Genomic DNA, 23,436 nt, shown 5'->3' with positions numbered 1-23,436 from the left:
GCTGGGGCGGCGCGGTTCGGGGTGGCGCGGTTCGGGGTGGTTCGGCGCCGGGCGGCGCGCGCTCAGGCGAGCAGCAGCTCGAGGCCCGAGGCGCGCAGCTCGTCGGCGTGCTCGGGGCTCACCCCGTCGTCGGTGATGAACATCTCGAAGTCGGCGAGGCTGGCGAAGCGCACGAACGAGTCGGCCCCGACCTTCGAGTGATCGGCGATCAGGATGCTGCGCCGCGACTGCTTCATGGCGGCCGACTTCACCTCGGCGATGGCCGCGTCGGGCACCGTCGCGCCGCGCTGCACCGAGATGCCGTTGGCGCCGATGATCGCGAGGTCGAGCACCATCGACTCGAGCATCTCGACCGCCCAGAAGTCGACGGCGCCGAGGGTCTTCGCGCGCACGCGGCCCCCGAGCGAGATCACCTCGATGTTCGGGCGCCCCGCGAGCGACACCGCGATCGCGAGGGAGTTCGTCACGACCGTCGTCGGGCTCTCGGGGAACAGCCGGTCGGCGAGCAGCTGGAAGATTGCTCCCTCGTCGATGTAGATCGCCTCGGCGTTCTCGAGGTGTTTGACGGTCGCCTCGGCGACGCGGCTCTTCTCTTCGATCATGCGCGTCGAGCGCGTGGCGAGATCGGATTCGAAGCCGAGCCGCTCGACCGGCACCGCCCCGCCGTGCACGCGCCGCAGCAGCCCCGACTTCTCGAGGGTCGTGAGGTCACGGCGCACCGTCTCGGCCGAGACCTTCAGCAGCTTCGACAGCTCGGTGACGTCGGCACGCCCGGTCTCGCGCGCGTGGTCGACGATGACCTTGCGCCGTTCGATCGAGAAGAGCGACATGCGGGCATCCTATCGCCCGGTTTCGAGGGCTTCGGGCCTGAATCCACGCAAACGGGCAGCGGGTCGGCTAGGTGAGCACGCTCTGCCGAATGACGCTGCCGGTGCCGCCGAGCAGCAGTTCGAGCGTCGTCGCGGCGCTCGTCTGCAGCGACACGAGTTCGATGGGGCGGCGGATGCCGGCGAGCACCAGCTCGACGGGCAACCCGGTCTCGAGCACCGTGACCCCCGGCATCCGCTTCACCTCATCGAGGACCTCGCGGCGCTCGCGGCGGTGCGGCAGATAGACGACGGGCTCGTCGCGCGCCTGGCGCGAGACCCAGGCGAGGTAGTCGGGAACGGGCACGCGGCCGTCGGCCGGAAGCGAGCTGCCGAGCAGAACGCGGTCGCCGGGCAGTTCGAGCGGGTCGGCGGCGCTGCGGGTCCACGCGAAGTCGTGCCGCCTGGCCGACATGCCGCGCGCGGCGAGCGCGTCGATGCGCTGAGCGCCGAGCGGGAAGACGGTGAAGAGCTCGACCGACTCCCGGTCGGCGAGGGCGTGCAGGCGGTGCTTCGCGAGCTCGCCGAGCAGGCGGCTCACGCCGCCCTCGTGGCGGCGGGGGCGGCGGAACGGCGTGCGGTCGAGCAGGGCGTCGGCCAGGGCGACGGTGTTCGCGCCGTCGTCGAGCAGTGCCACCCGGCGCGGCCGCAACACGCTCGCCGCCAGGCGGAACTGGCCGCTGAACCCGTCGCCGATGGCCCAGTCGCGGTCGCCGGCGAGTAGGCCCCATGGAATGCCGACCCACGGCGTGATCTCGCTGAACGGGGCGCCGCGGCGCAGCAGTTCGGCGGCGGTGGTCTCCATCTGGGGACCCGAGAGACGCATGGCGACCGAGATGCGCCGGCCCGCGGCGTGCGCCCACTCGGCGGCGCTCAGCAGCTGGAACGGCGACTCCACCCAGGCCAACACGGCGTCAGTCAACCGAGTGAAGGTGAACCGCGAGTTGCCCCGGTGTGAATCTCGGGCGCGGTCGGCTCAGCGGCGGGGCGACGGTCCGATGCCGAAGGCCACGTCGTGCGAGACGCGCCGCGGGTCGTCGGGGTCCTTCTCCGCATTCTCGGCCCCCAGCTTGCGCCACTTGGTCAGGACCTCGTCGAGTTCGGCCGCCATCTGCTCCGCCTCGTCCTTGGTCAGCAGTGCTCCGCCGAAGTGCATCGACGTGACAGCGCGCTCATCGTCGAGCTCGCCCATCGCCAGCCGGCGGATCCACTCGACCCCGCGGGTGACATACGCGGCGACCGCTGGATCGTCGCCGGGGCGCTCGAACGAGAACCCGCCGCGGCTCACGAGCGCCCAGACGCGGTCGCGCTTGTCGCGCGCCTTCTCGGGCACCTCGCGGATGACCCCCGCCTTCGCGAGCGTGCGCAGGTGGAAGCTGAGGGCGTTCGCGGGCTCGTCCAGCCACCCGGCGAGATCGGCCGCGCGCGCGTGCTTCCTCACGGCCAGTTCGCGCACGATGCGCTGCCTGAGCGGGTGGGCGAAAGCGCGCAGCACGGCGGCGTCCGTGACCTGTACCGGGGCGGCGCCCCAGTCCTCGTCCGCCGACTGCGCCATGGTTCCACCCTAAGCGATGCGCAGAAGGAATTGCGCAATGACACTTGCGCAACTTTCGGTGCGCATCTAGTGTCAGGGTCATGACCACTCCGAGCGAAGCGCCCGCTGCCCAGGCATCCGTCACCCCGCTGCGCCGCAACCGGCCCTACCTGCTGCTCATGTCGGGCAAGACGACGCAGATCGTCGGCGAGGGCATCGGGGTGTTCGCGGTGCCGCTGGTCGCCTTCGGGCTCACCCACTCGGTGGTGCTCTCGGGCGTCATCGCGGCAATCGGCGAGCTCGGCAGCCTGCTCGCGGCGCTGCCCGCCGGCGTCGTCGCCGACCGGGTCGATCGCCGCCGCCTGCTCGTCGGCGCCGCGGTCGGCGGCCTCGTGCTCTGGGCCTTCGCTGCCGTAGCCGGCATCGGCGGCTGGCTCACCGGCTGGCAGCTCGCCGCCGTGCTGTTCGGAGTCTCGGTCGTCACGGCGGTCTTCGGTGCGGCCGAGACCGGGGCGATCCGCGCGGTCGTGGCCCCCGGCCAGATGTCTGCAGCGATGGCGGCGATGCAGGGCCGCAGCGCGGTGGCCTCGCTCGTGTCGGGGCCGGTCGGCGGGGTGCTCTATGCGGCCGCGCACGCGGTGCCGTTCGCGGCGGGCGCGCTTGGCCACGCCGCCGTGGTCGTCTGCACCTGGCTCGTGCGCGCCCCGCTCAACGGCGATCTCGCCGCAGCGCGGGCCACCCACCCCGTCGCACAGCTCAGGGAGGGCATCCGCTTCTACGCCTCACTGCCCGTGCTGCGCGCCTCGCTCTGGCTCGTCATGCTGATCAACCTGACGATCTCGGGCGCCATGGTCGCCATCAACCTGCAGCTCGTGCGCACGCACACCGCCCCGCTGCTGATCGGACTGATCGACGCCGTGGCGGGGGCGGTCATGCTGCTCGGCTCCGTGCTCGCCCCGCTGCTGTTGAAGCGCTTCCCGGCGGGGTGGCTCTCGGTCGCCGGCCTCGGGCTCGTGGCGGCGTCGTTCATCGGCATGGCCGTGGTGCACAGCTATGCCGGCTACGTCGTGCTCGTCGGAGTCGGTGTGCTGCTGATCCCCGCCGTCAACGCCGGGATCGGCGGCTACGTCGCCGCGATCGTGCCCGACGCCCTGCAGGGGCGGGTGAGCTCGGTGAGCTCGCTCGGCTACCTGGCGGTCGCGCCCCTCGCCCCGGTCGTCGCGAGCCTGCTGCTCGCGCACGCCGGCATCGTCCCGGCGCTGTGGATCTTCGCCGCCGCGCTCGCCGCCGGTGTCATCGGCATCACCTTCGTCCGGGACGTGCGCGGCATCGGCACGCCCGACACCTGGGGCGCCGACGCGATCGAGTGGCCGCGGCCAGAGGCATCCGCTCAGCCCGTGCGATAACGACGCAGCGACGGCACGGATGCCGCGATCACCACGGCCAGCACGGCAGAGACCGCCCCGCCGATCGCCATGCTGAACCACCCGCTCGAGACATCGGCGACGAGGCCGGCCCGCAGGTCGCCGAGCTTCGGGCCGCCGGCCCCCACGAGGTAGTCGAGGGAGTTGACACGGCCGCGGTAGGCGTCGGGCGTCACCGCTTGGATGATGGTCGCGCGACTGACGACGGATGCCACATCCGCCGCGCCCGTGACGGCGAGCAGCACCAGCACGGCGGCCAGGTTCGGCACGAGCCCCGCGCCGGCGATCGCAGCGCCCCACACGGCGCTCGCGACGACCATGACGAGCCCCTGGCGCTTCGCCCGCGTGATGCGCCCCGAGAGGAACCCGGCGAGCACGCCACCCAGACCGAGCGCCGGCGTGAGCAGGCCGAGCGTTGCGGGGCTACCGCCGAAGCGCTCGGAGTTGAGCACCGGGAAGAGCGCGACCGGCATCGCGAGCACGGTCGCGTTGAGGTCGGCGAGCAGCAGCGCGGCGACGATCGGCGTGCGCGTGACGAAGCGGATTCCTGCGGCGATCTGGGCGATCGCCGAGGGCGGCGCCGCGGCCGCGGCATCCCCGGCCCCTTCTGCTTCGCTGCCCGGCCGCCCGGTCCTCGGCAGCCCGAGCACGCCGTAGAGCGCCGCCAGGAAGCTCGCGGCGTCGAAGCCCAGCGCCCAGCCGGGACCCCAGAGGGCGAGCACGACGCCGCCGAGCAGCGGGCCGATGAGCATGCTGACCTGCCCCGTCGACTGGTTGAGCGCGAAGGCGGCGCCGCGCAGCTGCGGGCCGAGAAGCGTCGCGATGAAGCTCTGTGTCGCCGGCTGGTTGATCGACCCGAGGGCGGTCTGCACCGCGATCAGCGGGTAGAGCCAGGCGACCTCGCGGGTGGTGGTGATGACGACCGCGGCAAGGGCCGCCGAGGCGGCGAGCTGCGCCCAGCGCACCCCGATGATCAGGCGACGGCGCTCGTAGCGATCGGCCCAGTGCCCGCCGAGCAGGGTGAACACGATCATCGGCACGAGCTGCGCGACTCCGATGGCGCCGAGCGCGACGGCGCTGTGGGTGCGGTCCCAGACGACCCAGCTGACCGTGAACGACGCCATCGTGCCGCCGAAGCCCGAGACGGCGTTGCCGGCCCAGAGGCGCCGGAGCGCGGCGCTCTCGCGCAGCGGGCGCACGTCGATGAGAACGCCCGAGAGCGTCATCGGCGCCCGTCGGGAAGCTCGATGACCTCGAGCGCGCGCTCGATGAAGGGCTTACGGTCGAGTGCGGCGTGCAGCTCCTCGGCCAGCTTCGAGAGGCTGTACGAGGTCTCGGCCTCGAGCTGCGCGTGCACCGCCTCGGTCGCGGCCCACTCGGCGCGCAGCAGGGGCACGAACTCTCGGCCCTTGTCGGTGAGGGTGATGACACGCCGGCGCGCGTCCTCGCGCGAGGTGACGGATTCCACGAGGCCGGCCTTCCTCATGGCGGAGATCGTCTGGCTCATCGCCGAGTGCGAGACGCCGCAGTCGAAGGCGACCTGCCGAATCGACATCGGCCCGTCTTCGAGGAACATCAGCGCCATCGAATACCGCGGGCGGACCCCCGTCACCCCCACGCTCTCGTAGAGCTCCGAGATGCCCTCGTTGATGCGCGCGAACACCTGGAACACGCGCCGCCACAGACTGGGCAGCTCGTCGACGCGGGGCCTGGGGGCCTCTGAAGCGGAAGATGTCACAGCGCTAATATATAAGCGCTTGTACAAAGGCCGCGCTAGCCTGGCCCACATGTCTTTAGCAACGGAGCTGACGACGAGCCTCGGCCGCTCGGTCTCGAACACCCTGAAGGGGTCCGCGGGAAACCTGGTCGAGTGGTACGACGTCTACGTCTATTCGACCTTTGCCGCCTACTTCGAGTCGCAGTTCTTCGACACCCGCGACAAGAACTCGACCATCTACGTCTGGGCGATCTTCGCGGTCACCTTCGTGATGCGCCCGATCGGCTCGTGGTTCTTCGGGCGCTTCGCCGATCGCTACGGCCGCAGGGCCGCCCTGACGTTCTCGGTCTCGCTGATGGCGGCGTGCTCATTCGTCGTCGCGATCATCCCGACGCGCGTCGTGTTCGGCGCCGGCGCGGTGGCAGTGCTGCTGCTCGCCCGGCTCGTGCAGGGCTTCGCCACCGGCGGCGAATACGGCACGAGCGCGACCTACATGTCGGAGGCGGCGGTTCCGGGCCGCCGCGGGTTCCTCTCGTCCTTCCAGTACGTCACGCTCGTCGGCGGCCAGGTCGTCGCGCAGCTCGTGCTGCTGATCATGCTGCTCACGATGAGCCCCGACGCGATCTCAGCGTGGGGGTGGCGCGTCGCGTTCGGCATCGGCGGCGTCGCGGCGCTCGTCGTGCTCTGGATCCGCCGCACCATGGACGAGACGCTGCACACCGAGACGATCGCCGCCGTGCGCTCGGGCGAGGGCGAGGCCGCGCGCACGCACGGCTCGCTTGTGGAGCTGTTCGGGCGATGGTGGCGCGAGGCGCTGCTGGTCTTCCTCATCACCGCCGGCGGAACGCTCGCGTTCTACGTCTACTCGGTGAATGCCCCGGCGCAGATCCAGAAGGCGTTCGCGGGCTCGTCGCCCGTTGCCGCCGGCTGGATCAACCTCGGCTCGCTCGCGATCCTCATGGTGCTGCAGCCCATCGGCGGCTGGCTCTCCGACATCGTCGGTCGCAAGTCGCTGCTCGTCTTCTTCGGCGTCGGCGGCGCGCTCTACACGTGGTTCCTCGTCACGCAGCTGCCGAAGCAGACCAGCGCGGGCGCGGCCTTCGGCATCCTCGTCGTGGGCTTCGTGATCCTCACCGGGTACACGTCGATCAACGCCGTCGTGAAGGCGCAGAGCTTCCCGATGCACATCCGCGCGCTGGGGCTCGGCATCGCCTACGCCGTGGCGAACTCGCTCTTCGGCGGCACGGCGCCCCTGCTCTACCAGGCGGCCGCCGCCCGCAACAGCGTGTCGGCGTTCATCGTCTATGCGACCGTCGTGATCCTGGTCTCGCTCGTCGTCTACGTCTTCTTCCTGCGCAACACGGGGGCCAACTGGCTCGACGACCCCGACGAGATGCAGCGCCGGGCCGACGCCCGCCGCCGCAAGGTCAGGGCTCCTGGGGCAGTGTGACCTGGAAGACCGTGCGGCCGGGGGCGCTCTCGAGCGTCACCCGGCCGCCGTGCGCCTCTGCGATGGCACGGACGATCGCGAGTCCGAGGCCCGTCGACCCGCCGTCGTGGTTCCGCGCGGAATCCCCGCGCGCGAAGCGGTCGAACACGGTGGGCTGCAGCTCCGCAGGCACGCCCGGCCCGTCATCCTGCACCCTGAGCACGTTCATGCCGTTTGCGGCATGAAGGCTTACCGTGACGTGCGTGCCGGAAGGCGTGTGCGTCGCCGCGTTGGCGAGCAGATTGGCGACGAGGCGGCGCAGCTGGCTCTCGTCGCCGTTCACGAGCACGGGTTCCGGATCGAGGTCGAGCGACCAGGTGTGATCGGATGCCGCAAGCCGCGCATCCCCGGCGGCCTCGGCGACGAGGAACGAGAGGTTCACCTCGGTGCGCTGCACCGCGGGGCGCCCCGCCCGGCCGTCGGCGTCGAGTCGCGCGAGCAGCAGCAGCTGGTCGACGAGCTCGCCCATCCGCACCGACTCGCGGTCGATGCGGGCGATGTTGCGCTCGAGGTCTTCGGGCAGCTCGGGGTGCTGCCGCGACGAGAGCTGCGCGTAGGCGCGCACGGTGGCAAGCGGCGTGCGCAGCTCGTGGCTCGCGTCGGCGACGAACCGGCGCATGGTCTCTTCGCTCGTATGCCGCACCGAGAGGGCCTCGTCGACGTGAGCCAGCAGCGCGTTGAGGGCCGCGCCGACCTGGCCGACCTCTTCCGTCGAGGCGAGGTCGGCCTCGGCGACGCGGGCCGAGAGCCGCACATCGCCGCGGTCGAGCCGGACCCCGGTAACCGACGCGGCGGTCGCCGCGACCCGCCCCAGGGGCCGCAGCGAGCGGCCGATGACGACGGCCGCGACCCCGGCGCCGGCCAGCGTCGCGAGGATCGCGACGGCGAGGATCACCCAGGTGACCTGCCACACCGTCGAGTCGACCGGCGCCAGCGGCACGCCCGTGACGATCATCGCCCCGCCGGGCAGGCTGCTGCTCGCCACCCGGTACCGGCCGAGCTCACCGCCCAGGTCGACGGTGGTCGGCGGCGTGCTCGTGCGGAATCCCGCGAGCGCGTGCTGCGCCGACTCATCGAGCTGGTGCCGCTTGCCCGCCGCGTCGACGAAGCCGTTCACGACGATCTCGTCATCGTCGAAGACGGCCACGATCGTCTGCGGAGCCTGCCCGGGCACGCCCACGAACTCGCCCACGAAGTCGCCCGACGACGGCTGCGGCTCGCGCGGCCCGGCGTCGCCCGTGCCCGATCCCGGCTGCAGCCGGTCGAGCTTGCCGCCGATGCGGTCCACCCGCTGGGCCGACGACGCGAGGCGGTCGTCGAGTTGCCCCACGAGGTAGCCGCGCAGCGCGAGGAGTGTGATGCCGCCGATGATGAGGCACGCGGCGGCGACGAGAGCGGCGGCGATCAGCACGATGCGCCACCGCAGGCTGTGCAGCAGGACTCTCACGCGCCGTCCGTCTTGAGGATGTAGCCCACTCCGCGCACCGTCTGGATGCTCGCCCCGCAGTCGTCGGGCAGCTTGCGCCGCAGTGTCGAGACGTACATCTCGACGAGGTTCGACTCCGCGCCGAAGTCGTAGCCCCAGACGGTGGTGAGCAGCTGCTCGCGGCGCAGGACGCGCCCCGCATTGCGCGCGAAGCACCACAGCACCTCGAACTCGGTCGCCGTGAGCTCGAGTCGGCGGCCGCGGAAGCTCGCCGCGCGCTCGGTCTCGTCGAGCATGATCTCGCCCGCCGTCAGGCTGGCGCGGGGCGCGGCATCCGTCATCGACGGCGCCAGCCGAACGAGCGCCCGCGCCCTGGCGAGCAGCTCGGCGATGTCGAAGGGCTTCGTGACGTAGTCGTCGCCGCCGGCGCGCAGGCCCGTGATCCTGTCCTGCTGGCCGTCCTTCGCGGTGAGGAACAGCACGCGCACCTCGTCGCTGATGGCGCGGATGCGGTCGAGCACGGCGAGCCCGTCGAGGTCGGGCAGCATGATGTCGAGCACGACGACGTCGGGCCGCCAGTCGCGCACCGTGAGCGGAACCTCGCGGCCGCGATAGGCCGTCTCGACCTCCCAGCCGTCGCTGCGCAGCGCGAGGGCGACCGCGTCAGCCAGCGCGACCTCGTCGTCGACGACGAGCGCGCGGGCCGGGGTGCCGTCTGCGCGGCGGACGGGCGGGAGGTCGAGCGGGTGCGAGCGGCTCATCCGCTCATTCAGCCAGCGCATGCCGAGAGTTTCCTATGTCGCGGCCCAGTCCCGGATACGGCCTGCGATTTGGGATGATCTCGGCATGGGTTCGGATGCCGCACTTGTGCTCCTCGCCGTCGTCGGCGCCGTCGTGCTGGCGGTCGTCGTCACGGTGGTGGCACGCAGCTCGGGCTGGTCGGCGCCGCTGATGCTCGTCGCCATCGGCGCGATCGTGGCGCTCATCCCCGGCATCCCCCGCCTCACGATCGCGCCGGACGTGATCCTCTACGGCGTGCTGCCGCCCCTGCTCTTCTCGGCGGCGATGCGCGCCTCGCTCATCGACCTGCGCACCCGGCGCGACCCGATTCTGCTCAGCTCGGTCGGGCTCGTCGCCTTCACGGTGCTCGCGGTCGGCGGGGTGAGCTGGCTGATCGTTCCGGGCATCAGCGTCGCCGCGGCTCTCGCGTTCGGCGCGGTCGTCGCGCCCACCGACCAGGTGGCGGTCGAGGCGGTGACCCGGCGCGCGGGCATGCCGCGCATGCTCTCGACGGTGCTCGACGGCGAGAACCTGCTCAACGACGCGACGGCGCTCGTCGCCCTGAACTCGGCGATCGTGGCCATCACGGCGACGATCACGCCGGTCGAGATCGGCGTCTCGTTCGTGCTCGAGGTCGTCGCAGGCCTCGCCGCGGGCCTGCTGGTCGGCTTCGTGCTGGGCTATGTGCGCGGGAAGCTCGCGGCGCCCGTGCTCGACACGAGCCTGTCGCTCGTGACGCCGTACCTGGCGTTCCTGCTCGCGCAGGCGGCGCATGGCTCGGGCGCGCTCGCCGTGGTCGTGGCCGGGCTGTTCCTCGGCTATCGCGCTCCGAGCTTCCAGTCGGCCCAGGCGCGCGTCGCCGAGGAGCTCAACTGGCGCACGATCCAGTTCATCGTCGAGAACCTCGTCTTCCTGCTCATCGGCCTGACGCTGCCGCGCGCGGTGGAAGCGGCGGCCGAGAGCGGCATCCCGGTCGGGCAGCTCATCGGCATCGCTGTCGCGCTGCTCGCCGCCGTGGTCGTCACCCGTCTCATCTGGGGCGCGGTCGTGACGCCGCTGTTCCGCTACGGCCCGGCCCGCATGCGCCGCGTCGGCTGGCCGTGGGTCACGATCGTGCCGTGGACCCTCGCCGGGGTGCGCGGCGTCGTGACGCTCGCCGCCGTCTTCCTGCTGCCCGCCGAGACGCCCGACCGGGCTGTGCTGCAGCTGCTCGCCTTCGTGATCGTGATCGGAACGCTGCTGCTCGCGGTGCCGATTCCGCGTGTGCTGCGTCGCGCCGGGCTCGTCATGAGCGCGTTCGACCAGGAGCGGGTCGAGGCCGAGCTGCTCATGGCCGAGGCCAAGGCGGCCGGGCTCGACCTCGTGCGCGAGCGCGCCGGCGACAGCACGGACCCGCGCGTGCTCGAGCGGCTGACGGCGGATGCCGAATTCGTGTCGGCCTCCGTCGACGATGGGCCGCTGCCCACGGGCGAGAGCCTGAACGCCGCATACGCCGCGCTGCGGATCGAGCTCTTCCAGGCCGAGCGGAAGGCCGTGCTGCAGGCCCGCGCCGAGGGTCGCTATCAAGAGGCCGCGGTGCGGAAGGTCATGCACGTGATCGACGCGGAGGAGACGGCGGCTCGGGTGCTGCGGCACGGCGAGGTCTGAAAGCCGCTCGAATTCCCGCGCATTTCGGGTTGTGGAGCGCACGGATGTTTCGCTAGCCTGGCAATTCACCGAGAAAGGGGGTTCCGCATGTTCATTCGCATCTCTGCAGGCGACATGCGTCGAGCCCCGATTTCCGGGCTGGGGCGCGTGAGCGTCGCCGGGCTCCGCTAGCAGCGCACCGCCTTCGACCGCAGCCCGACCGCCGTCTGATCGCAGCCGCGATCCGGCACCCGCCTTCCCGCTGAGGGCGACGACCGTCTTCGACGTCGCGTCCGCTCTCGCGTCCGATCTCATCTCCCATCCCATCGATCGGTCGATCTCGGCCACCCACCTCAAGGAAATTCGAATGATCAACATCCAAACTCACCCTCCCCAATCGACCGTGACGACGCTCACGATCGATCTGGCGGAACTGCCCGAGCTGAGCCTGGGTCGCCGCGTCGCCCTTGCGCTCAGCCTCGTGCTGATCACGAGCGTCGAGCCGCGGAAGGCGCGGAAGCCCGCGCGCGACCCGGAGCTCAGGCGGCTCGCTGGGCTGCACATCGACGAGCGGGGCCGGCGCGAGCGCGAGCAGCTCGCCGAGCGCCTGCTGCTCGGCGCTCACGCGTGGCGCTGAGGTCGCGATGCCCACCACGCCACCCCCGATTCCGCACCCCACCACCTGGCCCGCCGGCCTCGCCGGCGGGCCACCGTCGTTAAGGGGCGAGCCGCGGCGCTGCCGTCAGCGATCGGAACGCGACCAGCCGAGCAGCGGTGCGAGGGCGCCCGCGATGTCGCCGAGCAGCTGCTCGTAGTCGTCGTGCTCGAAGCTGAACGGCAGGGCGAAGGCGACCTCGTCGACGGCCTGGAACGCCGCGTCGGCCTCGAGGCGCTCGGCGATCTCGGCGGACGAGCCCACGAGATCGGCCGCGAACAGCATGCCCCGGGGGCCCTGCGGCACGCCGACGCGGTGGGCGCGAGACGCGGCGTAGGCGCGGTACTTCTCGGCCTGCGCCGCGGTCGCGGAATCCGTCGGGATCACGACCAGGCCCTGCGAGACGCGCGCGCCCGCGCCGCGCTCCTCGCGGTACGCGTCGATCTGCGCCCGCTGCACCGCGGCGAAGTCGGTGCTGCCGCCCTCGCTCTGCACGACGGAGGAGGTCAGCAGGTTGAAGCCGTTGGCCCCCGCCCAGCGCGCGGAACGCAGGCTGCCCGCGCCGTACCAGAGCCGCTCAGCGAGCCCGCTCGAGTGCGGCTCGACGCGCTCGCTGTACTCCTCGATGCCCTCGCGGCCCGAGAAGTCGCTCACCTGGTCGCCGCGCACGAAGCCGCGCAGCCGCAGCAGGCGCGCGTAGCTCAGGTCCTCGTCGCGCCAGGTGCCGGGGTAGAGCGCCTCTTTGTAATCGTCGAAGTGCATGGGCGTGCCGGTCGAGAACCCCGGGTTGAGCCGGCCGCCCGAGAGCACGTCGACGGTCGCGAGGTCTTCGGCGAGGCGCAGCGGGTTCTCGGCGCCGAGCGGGATGACGGCCGTGCCAAGCTCGATGCGCGCCGTGCGCTGCGTCGCGGCGGCCAGCACCGTCGCGGGCGACGAGATGCCGAACTGCAGATGCCGCTGGCGCACCCACGCCGAGTCGAAGCCGAGTCGCTCGCCGAGCTCGATGAGCTGCAGGGTCGTCTCGTGGCCGTCACGCGGGTGCTCGGGGTCGAAGAGCCCGATGGTGAGGAAGCCGAGACGGCGCAGGCTCACTGCCGGCCGATTTCCGACTCGTCGCTCAGCTCATGCCACGTGCGCCGGTAGTAGACGAGGGGGGCCGCGGACTCCGCGACATCGGTCTCGGGAAGGCGCGCCTGCAGCGCGTGCACGGCGACGACCGTCGACGACCCGGCGCGCATGCGGTCGATCACGCGGCCGCGGATCCAGGTGCGCACGGCGGGGAAGTACGGCTCGCCCGTGATGAGGCGGTCCCAGAGGGACGTGTCGGCGAAGCGGTCGATGCCGCTCGTCGCGCCGAGGCGCGCCAGGTCGAGCTGGTCGGCCGACAGCAGGTGCACGATCAGCGTGTCGGCCTTCGTGATCGTGGCGGACGCCGACGACTGGTCGGAGATCGAGAACACGAGCAGCGGCGGCTCGGCACTCACCGAGAACACCGACGTGGCCGTCATCGCAACGGGGCCCTCACCGGCGTCGGCGGTGATCAGTGCGACGCCGGCGGGGTGGTGACGGAAGGCGAGTTTGAACTCGTCGGCGGACAGACCGCCGAGAGCGGTCGCCTGGTCGTCGTTCTCAAGCCGGTGAAGACGTTCGGGTTCCGCCACGTGGTCCTCCTTCTGCGACGGCGCGGCCTGCACGGCGCGTCCTGTTGACATTCTCAGCCTGTTTGCTCATCGCGCCCTGTGCCAAGAAGTGTTGCACCGTGTGACCGTCAGGTACCCGGCTCGGCCTCGTCGACCGTCGCAATGGCGCCGTCCCCCGCCCGCTGCGGGCGCACGAGGACGACGGCGAGCAGAAGCAGGATGATGCCGATGGATGCCGCGAGCGTCAGCGGCTCGCGCAGCACGGTGACCGCGAGCACCGTCGCCGTGACGGGCTCGATGAGCGACAGGATCGCAGCCGTCGTCGACGGCACCCCGCGCAGCAGGCCGCCGAAGAAGGCGAGGTAGGCGAGCACCGTGGGCACGGCGGCGAGGAAGGCGATCCAGGCCCAGCCGGCGGCATCCGTGCCCATGAGGTCGAAGCCCGCGAACGCGCCCCAGATCGCGACGAGCAGCCCCGCCACGGTGAACGAGGTCGCGATCAGAGCGGCGGGCGTGAGGCCGGGAACGGCCCGCCGGTTCACGACCGTGGTGCCGGCGAACGACAGGCCGGCGACGAGCGCGAGCAGCACGCCGAGCGCGGTCTTCGCCGGGTCGGATGCCACAGCAGGGGCATCCGTCACGAGAATCAGCCCGACCACGGCGGCGACGAGCGCGACGATGACGGCGGCGGAGGGCATGCGCCGCCCCCTGATCGCGCTCGCGATCGCGACGGCGACGGGCGCCGAACCGAGCGCGATGACCGTCGCCACCGCGACGCCGACGAGCGCGAGGGCTTGGAAGTACGCGCCCTGATAGACGGCCGAGAGCAGCGCCGTCAGGCCGATGTGCCGCAGCGACGCAGGGGTACGGGGGATGCGCCGCAGCTCGCCCGTGGCCGCGGTGAGCGCCACCATGAGGAGCCCGCCGGCGACGAGGCGCAGCGCCGAGAGCGCGGGCCACGAGAGGGTGCTGTGCTGCGCCGCGAAGGTCGCGGCGAGACCGCCCGTGCCCCAGAGCACTCCGGCGACGGCGACCAGCACGAAGCCCCACGGGCGGGAGGCGGCGGGGGCGTTCATGGGGATGTCTCGACTGTAGCGGCACGTTTCGTAACGCGGCGTAAGCGGGCGCAACACGCCTCGCACCGCCGCGGGGCGGGTGCCTACCGTGTGAGGCATCGCGGCGTATCCAAGTGGTCGAAGGGAACGGTTTCATACTCCGTCTGCCGCAGGTTCGAATCCTGCCGTCGCGTCGGTGTGGTCGCATCGCGGCGCGGCCGGGGGCAGGATCGAAGCATGACGACGTGGTTCATCACCGGCTGTTCGACGGGCTTCGGGCGCGCGCTCGCCGAAGCGGTGCTCCATCGTGGCGACAATGCGGTGATCACCGCGCGGAACGCCGACTCGATCACGGAGCTCGCGGCCCGGCATCCCGGCTCGGCCCTCGCCCTGCCGCTCGACGTGACCAGGCACGACCAGGTGGTCGCCGCAGTCGCGCAGGCTGACACGCGGTTCGGCGGCATCGACGTGCTCGTCAACAACGCGGGTCACGGCTACCGCGCGGCCGTCGAAGAGGGCGAGGATGCCGCGGTGCGCGAGCTCTTCGAGACCAATTTCTTCGGGCTGGTGGATGTCACGAAGCAGGTGCTTCCTGGCATGCGCGCACGCCGCTCGGGAACGATCGTGAACCTCTCGTCGATCGCGGGGCGCACCTCGCCGGTCGGCTCGGGCTACTACGCGGCCTCGAAGTTCGCCGTGGAAGGCCTGTCGGGGTCGCTGCGGCAGGAGCTCGAGCCGCTCGGCATCCGCGTGGTCGTCGTCGAGCCGGGCGGCTTCCGCACGGACTTCGCGGGGCGATCGCTCGGGCAGTCGGCCGAGCCGATCGCGGACTACGCCTCGACGGCGGGCACGCGCCGCAAGAGCGCTGCTGAGGACGGCAGCCAGCCGGGCGACCCCGCGAAGTTCGCGCAGGCGATCATCGACGTGGTCGCATCGCCCGAGCCGCCGCTGCGGCTGCTGCTCGGCACCGATGCCCTCGCGCGCACGCGGGCAGAGCTCGCGTCGCAGCAGGCCGAGCTCGCCGCCTGGGAGCACGTCACGGTGTCGACGGACTTCGACGGGTAACAGCACGTCACGGTTTCCGTCGCTCCACCGACTTCGGCGCTCGCCAGAGCGTGTCGACCCCCGCCGACCTCCACGCCTCACAGCGGGCAGACCTCTGCCTCGCCGTCGGGGTCAGGAACTGAGCGGTATCGGGGTGTTGGAGTTCACGGGCTGCCAGTCGATGATCTTTCCGCCGTAAGACCAGCGCACCCAGGGTCTGCCGTCGATCATGCGGATCTGCCACGGCCCCTTCTCGACTTCGTCGTGGTGGAAGGGGCACAGAAGAACACCGTTGTCGACGTCGGTCGGGCCGCCCTGGAACCAGCTGAGCACGTGGTGCGCCTCGGTGCGGTAGGCAGGCACATGGCAGCCGGGAATGACGCACTCGGCACCGTCGCGGGCGACCATGGCCCGGCGCTGCCGGCGGGTGAAGCCTCTGCTTGTGCGCCCGAGCCGCAGGAACGCACCCGCCTCGGTCAGCACGACTTCTTGCAGGCCCCCGCTGCAGACCATCTTGCGGGCGAGCTGCACGCTCGTCGGCTCGGCGGACCCGGCGAAGAACGCCAGGCCCTTCCCCGAGGCGAGCTCGGCCTCGGTCGTCGAGACCCACACGGTGGGATGGTCGCCGCCGAGCTCGAGCGTGTCCGCGAGACGCGCGTGGGCGGCGAACACGTCGCGCAGGCCATCGGCGTACTTCTGGCCGATCGTGCGAGGGTCGGCCGGGGCCTGCTGGCCTTCGGCGAAGGTGACCTTCCGCTTGGGGCTCGCGTAGCCGTCGAGCACGGTGCGCAAGGTCGCCGCGTATTCCACCGGCAGCAGCCCGGACACGCGCGCGGCGCCGTCTTCCTCTTTGCCGATCCAGAAGAACCGCTTCTCGTGGGCGACTCGCGCGCGCTCTTCGACGACCTCGGGGGTCAGCGCGGCGGCGCGTCTGTGCGCTACCTCGCGCAGCCGATCGGCCGGCATCATCACGGCGAGCTCGACGAGCTCGCTCTCGACGGTCGCCACCTCGGACGGCGCGGCCGCATCTGCAGCGCTCTTCAGCTCGCTGCTGATCGCCTGCGCGCTCTCGCGCCCGATGAGCCCGCCCAGCACCGCCGCCTCGACCACCGGAAGCTTCGCCAGGTCTTCCACATCGGCGACCAGCCGCCTGGCCGACTTCCCGGACGCCCCCGTCATCGCCTCGACCGCCTGTGCGGTGGTCTTGTGCCCGAGGCGCTTGGCCAGCGAGTCGGCGCCCGGCGAGGCATCCGAGCGTCGGTTCAACTCGGCGACCCCCGCCAGTTCGAGCGCCTCAACCTGACGCTTGACCTCGTTCACACGACCGAGGAAGTCCACCAGCTGGGCGTCGCTGAGCCCACAGGCCCGCAACGGGAGCATCGCACTCAGCCCCTGCAGGGCTAGTGCGGCACTCTGCCCGACGAATTCCATGCGAACAAGTTTACGATTTGCGTAGGCGCGCAGCAATATCTAATGGGAACAAACATTCCACAACTTCGGTAACCGGGCCGACTTTTCCACAGGTACGCGGGCGGCGAGCATGTCGACGCGAATCAGCCGAGGGCGCCGGTCTCTGCCGCGATGGCGTCGCCGTCGGCCTCTTCCACCGAGTAGTCCATGCCGCGCTCCTCGTCGCGCTGCTCCTCCTCGCGGTCGTGCGGGCGGCGCTCGTGGTGCTGGCGGCCGCGCCGTTCGCCGGCGCGGTCACCGGCCGCGGGGGCGGCTTCCGCGGGGGCCGCAGCCGCGACCTCGCCGGTCGCCTGCAGCCGAACGGTCAGCTCGACCGGGCCCGAGTCGGAGGCGGCGGTGGCGGTGACGACGAACGACTGGGGTGCCGAGGCGGCCACGGTCGCGGGCATGCCCGGCTGCGCGACCACCGGGGCCGCCGCGTGGGTGGGTGCGGCCGCCTCGGGTGCGGTCGCCCCGCTCGCGGCCGCGGCTGGGGTCGCCGCCCCCGCGCCGGTCGGGCCGTCCGCGGTGGCGGCGGCTGCGGTCTTCTCCGAGGCCTGCGCGGCCGAGGCATCCGCCGTCACACCGGTGGCAGCCCCCGCGACGACGGGCGTGACATAGCCCGCGTGCGTCATCGACGCGATCTGCGCGCTGATCATCATCGACTTCTTGCCCGCAAGACGCTGCCGGCGCATCTTCCACATGAAGAACGGCTTGCCGGCCAGCGCGAGCACGATGCCGATCGCGGCGTAGACGCCGAGCAGAACCCAACCGTGCCACGCCTCTGGCCCGACACCGTATGCCGTGCGGCGGAAGAGATTGATCGTCGCCGTTCCCGAGACGAAGTCGTGCAGGAAGCGGAACGGCTGCGGCACGAGCGCGGGCGGGTACGCACCGCCGGAGCCCGGCACGTTCGCGAAGACGAACAGCAGCAGCGCGGCGCCGGTGACGAAGCGCCCCATGAAATAGGCGAGGCCGTTCACCACGCAGCCGACGGCGAAGCTCGTCGCGGCGCCGATCGCCCAGAGCTGGAAGAAGTGCCCGTCGACGGCATGCACCACGAAGCGCGCGAGAGCGAGGGCGAGACCCGGCAACAGAATGCTGGCGCCGGCGAACACCGAGAACCGCTGCCAGTGCTTCAGGCCGCCGCCCATCATGCCGACGAACATCGAAACCATGTAGCCGGCGATCGTGCAGACGAGCGTGAGGTAGAAGAGCGAGGTGCCGAACGAGTCGTAGGCCGGCAGTGGCGCGAGATCGTCCACGTGCACCGTCGTCTGCGAGGCGGCGCCGACCTGTTGGAAGAACTGCTGGGCGAGGCTCGCGAGCTGGAAGCTGCCGGCGCTCGCGATCACGAGGTTCGCGCTGCCGTCGCCCGGCTGGTAGGCGGCGGCGAGCTCACCGCTGCGGACCTGGGCCTTGGCGTCGGCGAGCGACTCGACGACGCGCACCGTGACGGCGCCCTTCGACTCGCCCTGCAGCTGCTCGGCGACCGGCTGCATGACCGAGCTGGAGCCGACGACCGCGACGGGCACGTTCTTGAACGCCGGCGCGTGGAACGCGAAGACGTAGCAGAACACGAAGGCGATGACGAAGAACACCGGCAGCCAGAGCTGCAGGCCGATCATCTGCAGCCCGGTGGGCATTTTCCCGTACCAGGCGCGATAGCGGGCGCGGATGCCGGCGGGGGCCGGCGCCTCGACCGGGGTGACGGCTTCAGCTGTGCTGGTCATGTGCTTCCTTCGTGAGGCTGGTGGCGATGCGGGCGGTCGAGGTGTCGTTGAACCGCTTGAGAAGTCGAGTGAGGGTGTCGATCTCGTCTGTCGTGAAATCCCCGACAAGGTCTTTGACGGTGGCGGCGCCGCTGTGGGTGATCGCGTCGATGCGGGCCCTGCCGTCATCGGTCGCGCTGAGAAGGCTTGCGCGACCATCTTGCGGGTCGCGAACGGATGCCACGAGTCCCGCGCTCTCGAGCGAGGCGACGCGCCGGCTGACGGCGGGGCGCGACAGGCCGATCTGCTCGGCGAGCTCGCTCGAGCGCACCGGGCCCTGGCCGATCACCATGCGCAGCAGCAGTTGTGCGACCGGGTCGAGGGCGCTGTCGCTCTCGGTCAGCAGGGCCGCCGCTGCGGTGTGCCGGTACCAGATGCGCAGCAGCTGCTCGTGCAGCTGCTGTTCGATCTCCCCGCGTGATTGTTCCACTATGCAACTATAAACTAGTTGCGTGCTGAAATCAACTAATCGGGCGGCTCTCGACCGAGGCGGTTGCGCGTTGCCCTGAGGGCGGCCGCGCCAGCCCGTCAGAGCACAGGCTGCAGCTCGAACGGGTCGGTGCGCACCTCGATCAGCGCGCGCTGGATGGCGCCGAGCACGACGACGTCGCCGCCGAGCTCTGATGCCGCGACCACCGGTAGCGGCGGGTAGAAGTTCTCGGCGAGGCTGCGCTGCGCGGACTCGATGATCGGCCCGGCGGCTGCCGCGATCGCCCCGGCGACGATCACGCGCTCGACGTCGAGCAGGCTGACGAGGATCTCGGCGATCTGCGCGAGCCGGTCGCCGAGACGCGCCACGATCCGGGTCGCCACCGGGTCGTTGCGGGATGCCGCGGCCAGCACGTCCTCGGCCGTGAGCCGGTCGGCGGGCGAGGCCGCCAGCGGCGTCTTCGGCTTCACCTTCCCGGCGCGGGCCGCCTCTCGGCCCCACTCGCGTGCAAGGTGTCCGAGGCCGTCGGCACTGCCGACGTCATCGACGAGGTTGAGCAGACGCAGCTCGCCGGCGCCGCCGTGGCGACCGCGCAGCAGATGGCCGTCGACCATGATCCCCGCACCGAAGCGCTCGCCGGAGAGCAGCACGGCGAAGGACTCGATCTCGGCGCCGAGCCGGGCTCGCTCTGCCAGGACGGCGAGGTTCGCGTCGTTCTCGACCACGACCCGGCCGTAGCCCTCGAGGCGCTCGGTCAGCTGCGGGTTCATCAGGCGCCAGAAGCCGTCGCCGTCGGGTGACGCGCCGGCGCCGTCGACCGGTGCGGGGATCCCGACCACGGTCACGATCGGCGCGCGGCCGCCGGCGTCTGCGACCGCGGTGTCGAGCGCCCTGCGGATCACGGCGAGTCGGCGCCCAGGGGTCTGAGCGCCGAACCGTGCCTCGGCCCGCGCCCGCACCGCTCCCGAGAGATCCGTGACGGTGGCGACCACGTGGTGCTCGCCGGCGTCGACGGCGGCGAGCACGGCAGCGTCGCCGCGCAGGCGGTAGCGGCGTGCGGGGCGGCCCTTGCTGTAGGCCCCCGCCGCGCGGGCATCCTCGACCTCGACCAGCCAGCCGCGGGCGACGAGCTCGGCGCACACGCCCAGCGCCGTCGAGCGCGTCAGCCCGGTCGCCGCGATCACCTCGCTCGCATCGAACACCTCGTGCCCGAACGCGAAATCGAGCACCGATTCCACGTTGATGCGGCGCAGCAGCTGGGGCGACGTCGCTGCCCGCTCCGACGGCGAGGTTGACGGCCCGGGGTTCACGGCCCCAGAATACTCACGGCATTAGATTTAGACTGTAAATCTATTGCGTGGATCTTCTCGCGACGACGCGAGACCCCGAAGGAGACAACGACGTGCATCCCCCCACGCCCCGAAGCAGGCTGACCCGGCGAACGTTCCTCGCCGGCGTCGGCGCCGCGGGAACGACCCTCGCCCTCGCCGGTTGCGGCGCCGTCGGGCGCTCGGCCCGGCCGACGACGATCCGCTTCTACGTGTCGAAGCCCGAGGTGATCGGCTACTTCCAGAACCTCGCGAACCGCTACAACCGCAGCCAGTCGAAGGTGCGCGTGGTGCTCGACTCGACCTCGAACATGTCGGCGGACTTCGTGCGCAACCAGCCGCCGGACCTCGGCTGCTGGAACTACAACTTCTCGATGGTCGAGTTCGTCGAGCACGGCGCCCTGACCGACCTCAGCGACACCCCAGAGGCGAAGTCGATCAACCCGAAGCTGTGGACCCTGCTCGACCAGACCGCCAAGTACCCCGGCCGCGTGAGCGCCGTTCCGTACTCCGTCATGGCGGCATCCGTCATCTACAACAAGACGATCTTCGCCCAGCACGGCATCCAGGTGCCGACGACCTGGGCAGAGCTCACCGCCGCGTGCGAGAAGCTGCTGGCCGCGGGCGTCACGCCGTTCTACAACACCTATCGCGACACCTGGACCATCGCCCAGGGCATGTTCGACTACACGATCGGCGGCATGGTCGACGTGAAGTCGTTCTTCGCCGAGCTGAGCCGCGAAGGCACCCACGTGGGGAAGTCGTCGCGGGCCTCGTTCGAGAAGGACTTCGCGGCGCCGATGCGCCGCATGGCGCAGGTGGCGAAGTACTCGAACAAGGATGCCGCGAGCCGCGGCTACGGCGACGGGAACCTCGCCTTCGCCAAGGGCAAGGCCGCCATGTACCTGCAGGGCCCGTGGGCGCTCGGCGAGATCGCCAAGACGAACGCGCACCTCGAGCTCGGCACCTTCCCGCTGCCCGTGACCGACGACCCGAACGACCTCAAGGTGCGCGTGAACGTCGACCTCGCGCTGTGGATTCCGGAGGCGTCAAAGAAGCAGGATGCCGCGCGGGACTTCATGTCCTGGCTCATGAAGCCGGCCGTCATCGACAGGTACAACGCCGACAACAACGGCTTCGGCGTGCGCGCCGATGCGCCGCCGATGAAGAACCCCGCTCTTGCCGGAATGCAGAAGTACTACGACGAGGGCGCCTTCTACCTCGGGGCATCCCAGCTCATCCCCGCCTCCATTCCCGTCGCCAACTACGCCCAGGCGATGGCGCTCGGGTCGAACCCGGCCACCCAGCTGCGCACGCTCGATGCGGATTGGGCGCGGCTGGCGCTGCGCTCCGCCTGACCCACACGTCGATTCGAAGAAGAAGGACGACACATGGCCATCACTTCCCTGCCCACGCCAGGCGGGTCGCGCTCATCGCATCGGCCCCGCGTCGAGCCGGTGTTCCACCTGTTCCTCTGGCCCACCGTGGCGCTGTTCACCCTCGCCATCACAGTGCCCGCCGTCATGGGCATCGTGCTGAGCTTCACGAACTCCGTCGGCTTCGGCGAGTTCCGCTTCACCGGGCTGACCAACTACATCGCCGTCTTCTCGGACCCGGCGATCTTGCACGCCTACGGCTTCACGCTCTGGTTCTCCCTCGTGACCGTCGTGCTGGTGAACCTCATCGCCTTCCTGCTGGCGATCGCGCTCACCGCGAAGATCCGCGCGCGGGTGTCGCTGCGCGCCGTCTTCGTGATCCCGATGGTGATCTCGGGCATCGTCATCGCCTACGTGTTCAGCTACCTGTTCGCGAACAGCCTGCCCGCCGCGGCGACGGCCCTGGGCTTCGCGCCGCTCGAGCAGAGCATCCTCGCGAACCCGAGCCTCGCCTGGGTCGCGGTCGTGATCGTCACCGCGTGGCAGGCGATCCCCTCGGCACTGCTCATCTACATCGCCGGCGTACTGTCCATCCCGTCCGACGTGTACGAGGCCGCCGCGCTCGACGGCGCGAGCCCCTGGCGCCAGCTGCGGTCGATCACGGTGCCGCTGACCGCCGGCTACATCGTGATCAACGTGATCATCGGGTTCAAGAACTTCATGAACGCCTACGACATCATCCTGGGTCTCACGAACGGCGGCCCGGGCACCGCGACCACGAGCGTCGCGATGTCGATCTTCAGTGGGTTCACCAACGGCGACTACTCGTACCAGATGGCCAACGCCACCATCTTCTTCGTCATCGCGGTCGTGATCGCGCTGCTTCAGCTGCGCGCGACCCGAGGAAGGACCGCGTTCTGATGACCACCCAACTCACCGTCGGGCAGCCAGAGGCCGTGGCCTCTGTCGGGGAATCCCGCCACGCCACGCGCGTCGGCGCCGGCCGCTCGCGCACCAACTGGCCACTCACGATCGTCCTCGCCGTGTGCTCGCTCACCGTGCTGGTGCCGCTCTACGTGACCCTCAGCATGGCGTTCAAGACGACATCGCAGTCCGTCGACGGCAACGCCTTCTCGCTGCCGTGGCCCGTCAGCGTCTCGGGCTTCGTGCAGGCGTGGCAGCTCACCGACTTCCCGCGCAGCTTCGCGATCTCGGTGTTCATCGCCGCGGTCGCCGTGGGCGGCACCATCCTGCTCAGCTCCTTCGCGGCATACGCGATCTCGCACAACTGGCAGCGCCGGGCGTTCCGGTGGGCGTTCTTCTATCTGCTGGCCGCCATGTTCCTGCCGTTCCCGGTGGTCGCGCTCTCGCAGGTGAAGCTCACCGGCATGGTGCACCTCGACAACCCGATCGGCGTCGCGATCCTGCACGTGATGTTCCAGCTCGCCTTCAGCGTGATGCTGTTCACGGCGTTCCTGCGCTCGATCCCGGCCGAGCTGGAGGAGAGCGCGCGGATCGACGGGGCGAGCACCGCCCAGGTCTTCTGGCGGCTGATCTTCCCGCTGCTCGCCCCGATGAGCGCCACGGTCGGCATCTTCGCCTTCCTCGCGTCATGGAACGACTACGTGATGCCGTCGCTCATCACCTCGAACCCGGCCCTGCAGACGCTGCCCGTGCTGCAGCAGATGTTCCAGACCCAGTTCAGCAACAACTACAACGTGTCCTTCGCCTCGTATCTGATGGCGATGGCCCCCTCGATCCTCGTCTACCTGTTCACGCAGCGATGGGTCATGTCGGGCCTCACCCAGGGCGCCATCAAGTAGAC

22 protein-coding genes and 1 tRNA gene are annotated in these 23,436 nt (G+C 70.9%); 9 read left to right on the top strand and 14 right to left on the bottom strand.

What is annotated here, in order from left to right:
• Nucleotides 1-62: 62 nt before the first annotated feature.
• From ABD716_RS12105 to ABD716_RS12095, 3 genes are all read right to left on the bottom strand, one after another.
• On the bottom strand, nucleotides 63-830 hold the full coding sequence (locus ABD716_RS12105) for a DeoR/GlpR family DNA-binding transcription regulator (RefSeq protein WP_344777181.1): 768 nt from the start codon (nucleotides 828-830) through the stop codon (nucleotides 63-65).
• Between the two features lie 67 nt (nucleotides 831-897).
• The gene (locus tag ABD716_RS12100; protein WP_344777179.1) at nucleotides 898-1,776 is read right to left on the bottom strand and encodes a hypothetical protein; all 879 of its coding nucleotides are present in this window, start codon (nucleotides 1,774-1,776) and stop codon (nucleotides 898-900) included.
• Between the two features lie 66 nt (nucleotides 1,777-1,842).
• On the bottom strand, nucleotides 1,843-2,421 hold the full coding sequence (locus tag ABD716_RS12095; protein ID WP_344777177.1) for a helix-turn-helix domain-containing protein: 579 nt from the start codon (nucleotides 2,419-2,421) through the stop codon (nucleotides 1,843-1,845).
• A gap of 80 nt (nucleotides 2,422-2,501) precedes the next feature.
• Between ABD716_RS12095 and ABD716_RS12090 the strand changes: the two genes are divergently transcribed.
• Nucleotides 2,502-3,806 (top strand): MFS transporter, encoded by a 1,305-nt coding sequence (locus ABD716_RS12090; RefSeq protein WP_344777175.1) that lies wholly within the window; start codon nucleotides 2,502-2,504, stop codon nucleotides 3,804-3,806.
• On the opposite strand, the gene ABD716_RS12085 is transcribed toward ABD716_RS12090, so the two are convergent.
• On the bottom strand, nucleotides 3,791-5,050 hold the full coding sequence (locus ABD716_RS12085; RefSeq protein ID WP_344777173.1) for an MFS transporter: 1,260 nt from the start codon (nucleotides 5,048-5,050) through the stop codon (nucleotides 3,791-3,793). The two genes, ABD716_RS12090 and ABD716_RS12085, sit on opposite strands and share 16 nt — an antisense overlap.
• Nucleotides 5,047-5,562 carry a MarR family winged helix-turn-helix transcriptional regulator gene (locus ABD716_RS12080; protein ID WP_344777171.1) on the bottom strand — a complete coding sequence of 172 codons (516 nt, stop codon included), beginning with the start codon at nucleotides 5,560-5,562 and terminating at the stop codon, nucleotides 5,047-5,049. The genes ABD716_RS12085 and ABD716_RS12080 overlap by 4 nt, the downstream gene beginning before the upstream one ends.
• Before the next feature lie 49 nt (nucleotides 5,563-5,611).
• Between ABD716_RS12080 and ABD716_RS12075 the strand changes: the two genes are divergently transcribed.
• Entirely contained in the window at nucleotides 5,612-6,991 is a 1,380-nt protein-coding gene (locus ABD716_RS12075) for an MFS transporter (RefSeq protein ID WP_344777169.1), read from the top strand.
• Here ABD716_RS12075 and ABD716_RS12070 read toward each other — a convergent pair.
• Together ABD716_RS12070 and ABD716_RS12065 are read right to left on the bottom strand one after the other, a co-directional pair.
• Nucleotides 6,969-8,477 carry a sensor histidine kinase gene (locus tag ABD716_RS12070; protein ID WP_344777167.1) on the bottom strand — a complete coding sequence of 503 codons (1,509 nt, stop codon included), beginning with the start codon at nucleotides 8,475-8,477 and terminating at the stop codon, nucleotides 6,969-6,971. The genes ABD716_RS12075 and ABD716_RS12070 overlap by 23 nt on opposite strands.
• The gene (locus ABD716_RS12065; RefSeq protein ID WP_344777165.1) at nucleotides 8,474-9,238 is read right to left on the bottom strand and encodes a response regulator transcription factor; all 765 of its coding nucleotides are present in this window, start codon (nucleotides 9,236-9,238) and stop codon (nucleotides 8,474-8,476) included. Before ABD716_RS12065 ends, ABD716_RS12070 begins: the two co-directional genes overlap by 4 nt.
• 64 nt (nucleotides 9,239-9,302) lie before the next feature.
• Between ABD716_RS12065 and ABD716_RS12060 the strand changes: the two genes are divergently transcribed.
• Complete coding sequence (locus ABD716_RS12060; RefSeq protein WP_344777163.1) at nucleotides 9,303-10,883, top strand: cation:proton antiporter; 1,581 nt, start codon at nucleotides 9,303-9,305, stop codon at nucleotides 10,881-10,883.
• Nucleotides 10,884-11,229: 346 nt separating this feature from the next.
• Entirely contained in the window at nucleotides 11,230-11,499 is a 270-nt protein-coding gene (locus tag ABD716_RS12055) for a hypothetical protein (RefSeq protein WP_344777161.1), read from the top strand.
• A 105-nt stretch (nucleotides 11,500-11,604) separates the two neighbouring features.
• Here ABD716_RS12055 and ABD716_RS12050 read toward each other — a convergent pair whose 3' ends face one another.
• From ABD716_RS12050 to ABD716_RS12040, 3 genes are all read right to left on the bottom strand, one after another.
• A complete protein-coding gene (locus tag ABD716_RS12050) occupies nucleotides 11,605-12,609 on the bottom strand; it encodes an LLM class flavin-dependent oxidoreductase (protein WP_344777159.1) in 1,005 nt (334 codons plus the stop codon).
• Nucleotides 12,606-13,178, bottom strand: coding sequence for a flavin reductase family protein (locus tag ABD716_RS12045; protein WP_344777157.1), 573 nt, complete (start codon nucleotides 13,176-13,178; stop codon nucleotides 12,606-12,608). The genes ABD716_RS12050 and ABD716_RS12045 overlap by 4 nt, the downstream gene beginning before the upstream one ends.
• Before the next feature lie 107 nt (nucleotides 13,179-13,285).
• Nucleotides 13,286-14,233 (bottom strand): DMT family transporter, encoded by a 948-nt coding sequence (locus tag ABD716_RS12040; RefSeq protein ID WP_344777156.1) that lies wholly within the window; start codon nucleotides 14,231-14,233, stop codon nucleotides 13,286-13,288.
• A gap of 99 nt (nucleotides 14,234-14,332) precedes the next feature.
• On the opposite strand from ABD716_RS12040, the gene ABD716_RS12035 reads away from it, so the two are divergent.
• Nucleotides 14,333-14,406: transfer RNA gene (locus ABD716_RS12035), tRNA-Met, on the top strand.
• Between the two features lie 43 nt (nucleotides 14,407-14,449).
• Nucleotides 14,450-15,277: an oxidoreductase gene (locus tag ABD716_RS12030; RefSeq protein WP_344777155.1), complete on the top strand. Its 828-nt coding sequence runs from the start codon at nucleotides 14,450-14,452 to the stop codon at nucleotides 15,275-15,277.
• A gap of 111 nt (nucleotides 15,278-15,388) precedes the next feature.
• On the opposite strand, the gene ABD716_RS12025 is transcribed toward ABD716_RS12030, so the two are convergent.
• The 4 genes from ABD716_RS12025 to ABD716_RS12010 form a co-directional block, all read right to left on the bottom strand.
• On the bottom strand, nucleotides 15,389-16,687 hold the full coding sequence (locus ABD716_RS12025) for an HNH endonuclease signature motif containing protein (protein ID WP_344777154.1): 1,299 nt from the start codon (nucleotides 16,685-16,687) through the stop codon (nucleotides 15,389-15,391).
• Between the two features lie 122 nt (nucleotides 16,688-16,809).
• Complete coding sequence (locus ABD716_RS12020) at nucleotides 16,810-18,438, bottom strand: ABC transporter permease (protein ID WP_344777152.1); 1,629 nt, start codon at nucleotides 18,436-18,438, stop codon at nucleotides 16,810-16,812.
• Nucleotides 18,422-18,907: a MarR family winged helix-turn-helix transcriptional regulator gene (locus tag ABD716_RS12015; RefSeq protein WP_344777150.1), complete on the bottom strand. Its 486-nt coding sequence runs from the start codon at nucleotides 18,905-18,907 to the stop codon at nucleotides 18,422-18,424. Before ABD716_RS12015 ends, ABD716_RS12020 begins: the two co-directional genes overlap by 17 nt.
• A 98-nt stretch (nucleotides 18,908-19,005) precedes the next feature.
• Nucleotides 19,006-20,217, bottom strand: coding sequence for an ROK family protein (locus ABD716_RS12010; RefSeq protein WP_344777148.1), 1,212 nt, complete (start codon nucleotides 20,215-20,217; stop codon nucleotides 19,006-19,008).
• 92 nt (nucleotides 20,218-20,309) lie between these two features.
• On the opposite strand from ABD716_RS12010, the gene ABD716_RS12005 reads away from it, so the two are divergent.
• From ABD716_RS12005 to ABD716_RS11995, 3 genes are read left to right on the top strand one after another with little or no spacing between them, the layout of a single operon-like run.
• Nucleotides 20,310-21,593, top strand: coding sequence for an ABC transporter substrate-binding protein (locus ABD716_RS12005; RefSeq protein ID WP_344777146.1), 1,284 nt, complete (start codon nucleotides 20,310-20,312; stop codon nucleotides 21,591-21,593).
• A gap of 33 nt (nucleotides 21,594-21,626) precedes the next feature.
• Nucleotides 21,627-22,532 carry a carbohydrate ABC transporter permease gene (locus ABD716_RS12000; RefSeq protein ID WP_344777144.1) on the top strand — a complete coding sequence of 302 codons (906 nt, stop codon included), beginning with the start codon at nucleotides 21,627-21,629 and terminating at the stop codon, nucleotides 22,530-22,532.
• Entirely contained in the window at nucleotides 22,532-23,434 is a 903-nt protein-coding gene (locus ABD716_RS11995; RefSeq protein ID WP_344777142.1) for a carbohydrate ABC transporter permease, read from the top strand. Before ABD716_RS12000 ends, ABD716_RS11995 begins: the two co-directional genes overlap by 1 nt.
• Nucleotides 23,435-23,436 lie beyond the last annotated feature (2 nt).

The sequence above is a fragment of the Gryllotalpicola kribbensis genome (assembly GCF_039538245.1).
Lineage (GTDB): Bacteria > Actinomycetota > Actinomycetes > Actinomycetales > Microbacteriaceae > Gryllotalpicola > Gryllotalpicola kribbensis.
Note: the sequence above shows the minus strand (reverse complement) of the source record. Positions and strands in the feature narration are given on the sequence as shown.

Coding starts and splice junctions, on each gene's coding strand:
- ABD716_RS12105 (WP_344777181.1), bottom strand. CDS start 830: ATGTCGCTCTTCTCGATCGAACGGCGCAAGGTCATCGTCGACCACGCG.
- ABD716_RS12095 (WP_344777177.1), bottom strand. CDS start 2,421: ATGGCGCAGTCGGCGGACGAGGACTGGGGCGCCGCCCCGGTACAGGTC.
- ABD716_RS12090 (WP_344777175.1), top strand. CDS start 2,502: ATGACCACTCCGAGCGAAGCGCCCGCTGCCCAGGCATCCGTCACCCCG.
- ABD716_RS12085 (WP_344777173.1), bottom strand. CDS start 5,050: ATGACGCTCTCGGGCGTTCTCATCGACGTGCGCCCGCTGCGCGAGAGC.
- ABD716_RS12075 (WP_344777169.1), top strand. CDS start 5,612: ATGTCTTTAGCAACGGAGCTGACGACGAGCCTCGGCCGCTCGGTCTCG.
- ABD716_RS12065 (WP_344777165.1), bottom strand. CDS start 9,238: ATGCGCTGGCTGAATGAGCGGATGAGCCGCTCGCACCCGCTCGACCTC.
- ABD716_RS12060 (WP_344777163.1), top strand. CDS start 9,303: ATGGGTTCGGATGCCGCACTTGTGCTCCTCGCCGTCGTCGGCGCCGTC.
- ABD716_RS12055 (WP_344777161.1), top strand. CDS start 11,230: ATGATCAACATCCAAACTCACCCTCCCCAATCGACCGTGACGACGCTC.
- ABD716_RS12040 (WP_344777156.1), bottom strand. CDS start 14,233: ATGAACGCCCCCGCCGCCTCCCGCCCGTGGGGCTTCGTGCTGGTCGCC.
- ABD716_RS12030 (WP_344777155.1), top strand. CDS start 14,450: ATGACGACGTGGTTCATCACCGGCTGTTCGACGGGCTTCGGGCGCGCG.
- ABD716_RS12025 (WP_344777154.1), bottom strand. CDS start 16,687: ATGGAATTCGTCGGGCAGAGTGCCGCACTAGCCCTGCAGGGGCTGAGT.
- ABD716_RS12020 (WP_344777152.1), bottom strand. CDS start 18,438: ATGACCAGCACAGCTGAAGCCGTCACCCCGGTCGAGGCGCCGGCCCCC.
- ABD716_RS12000 (WP_344777144.1), top strand. CDS start 21,627: ATGGCCATCACTTCCCTGCCCACGCCAGGCGGGTCGCGCTCATCGCAT.
- ABD716_RS11995 (WP_344777142.1), top strand. CDS start 22,532: ATGACCACCCAACTCACCGTCGGGCAGCCAGAGGCCGTGGCCTCTGTC.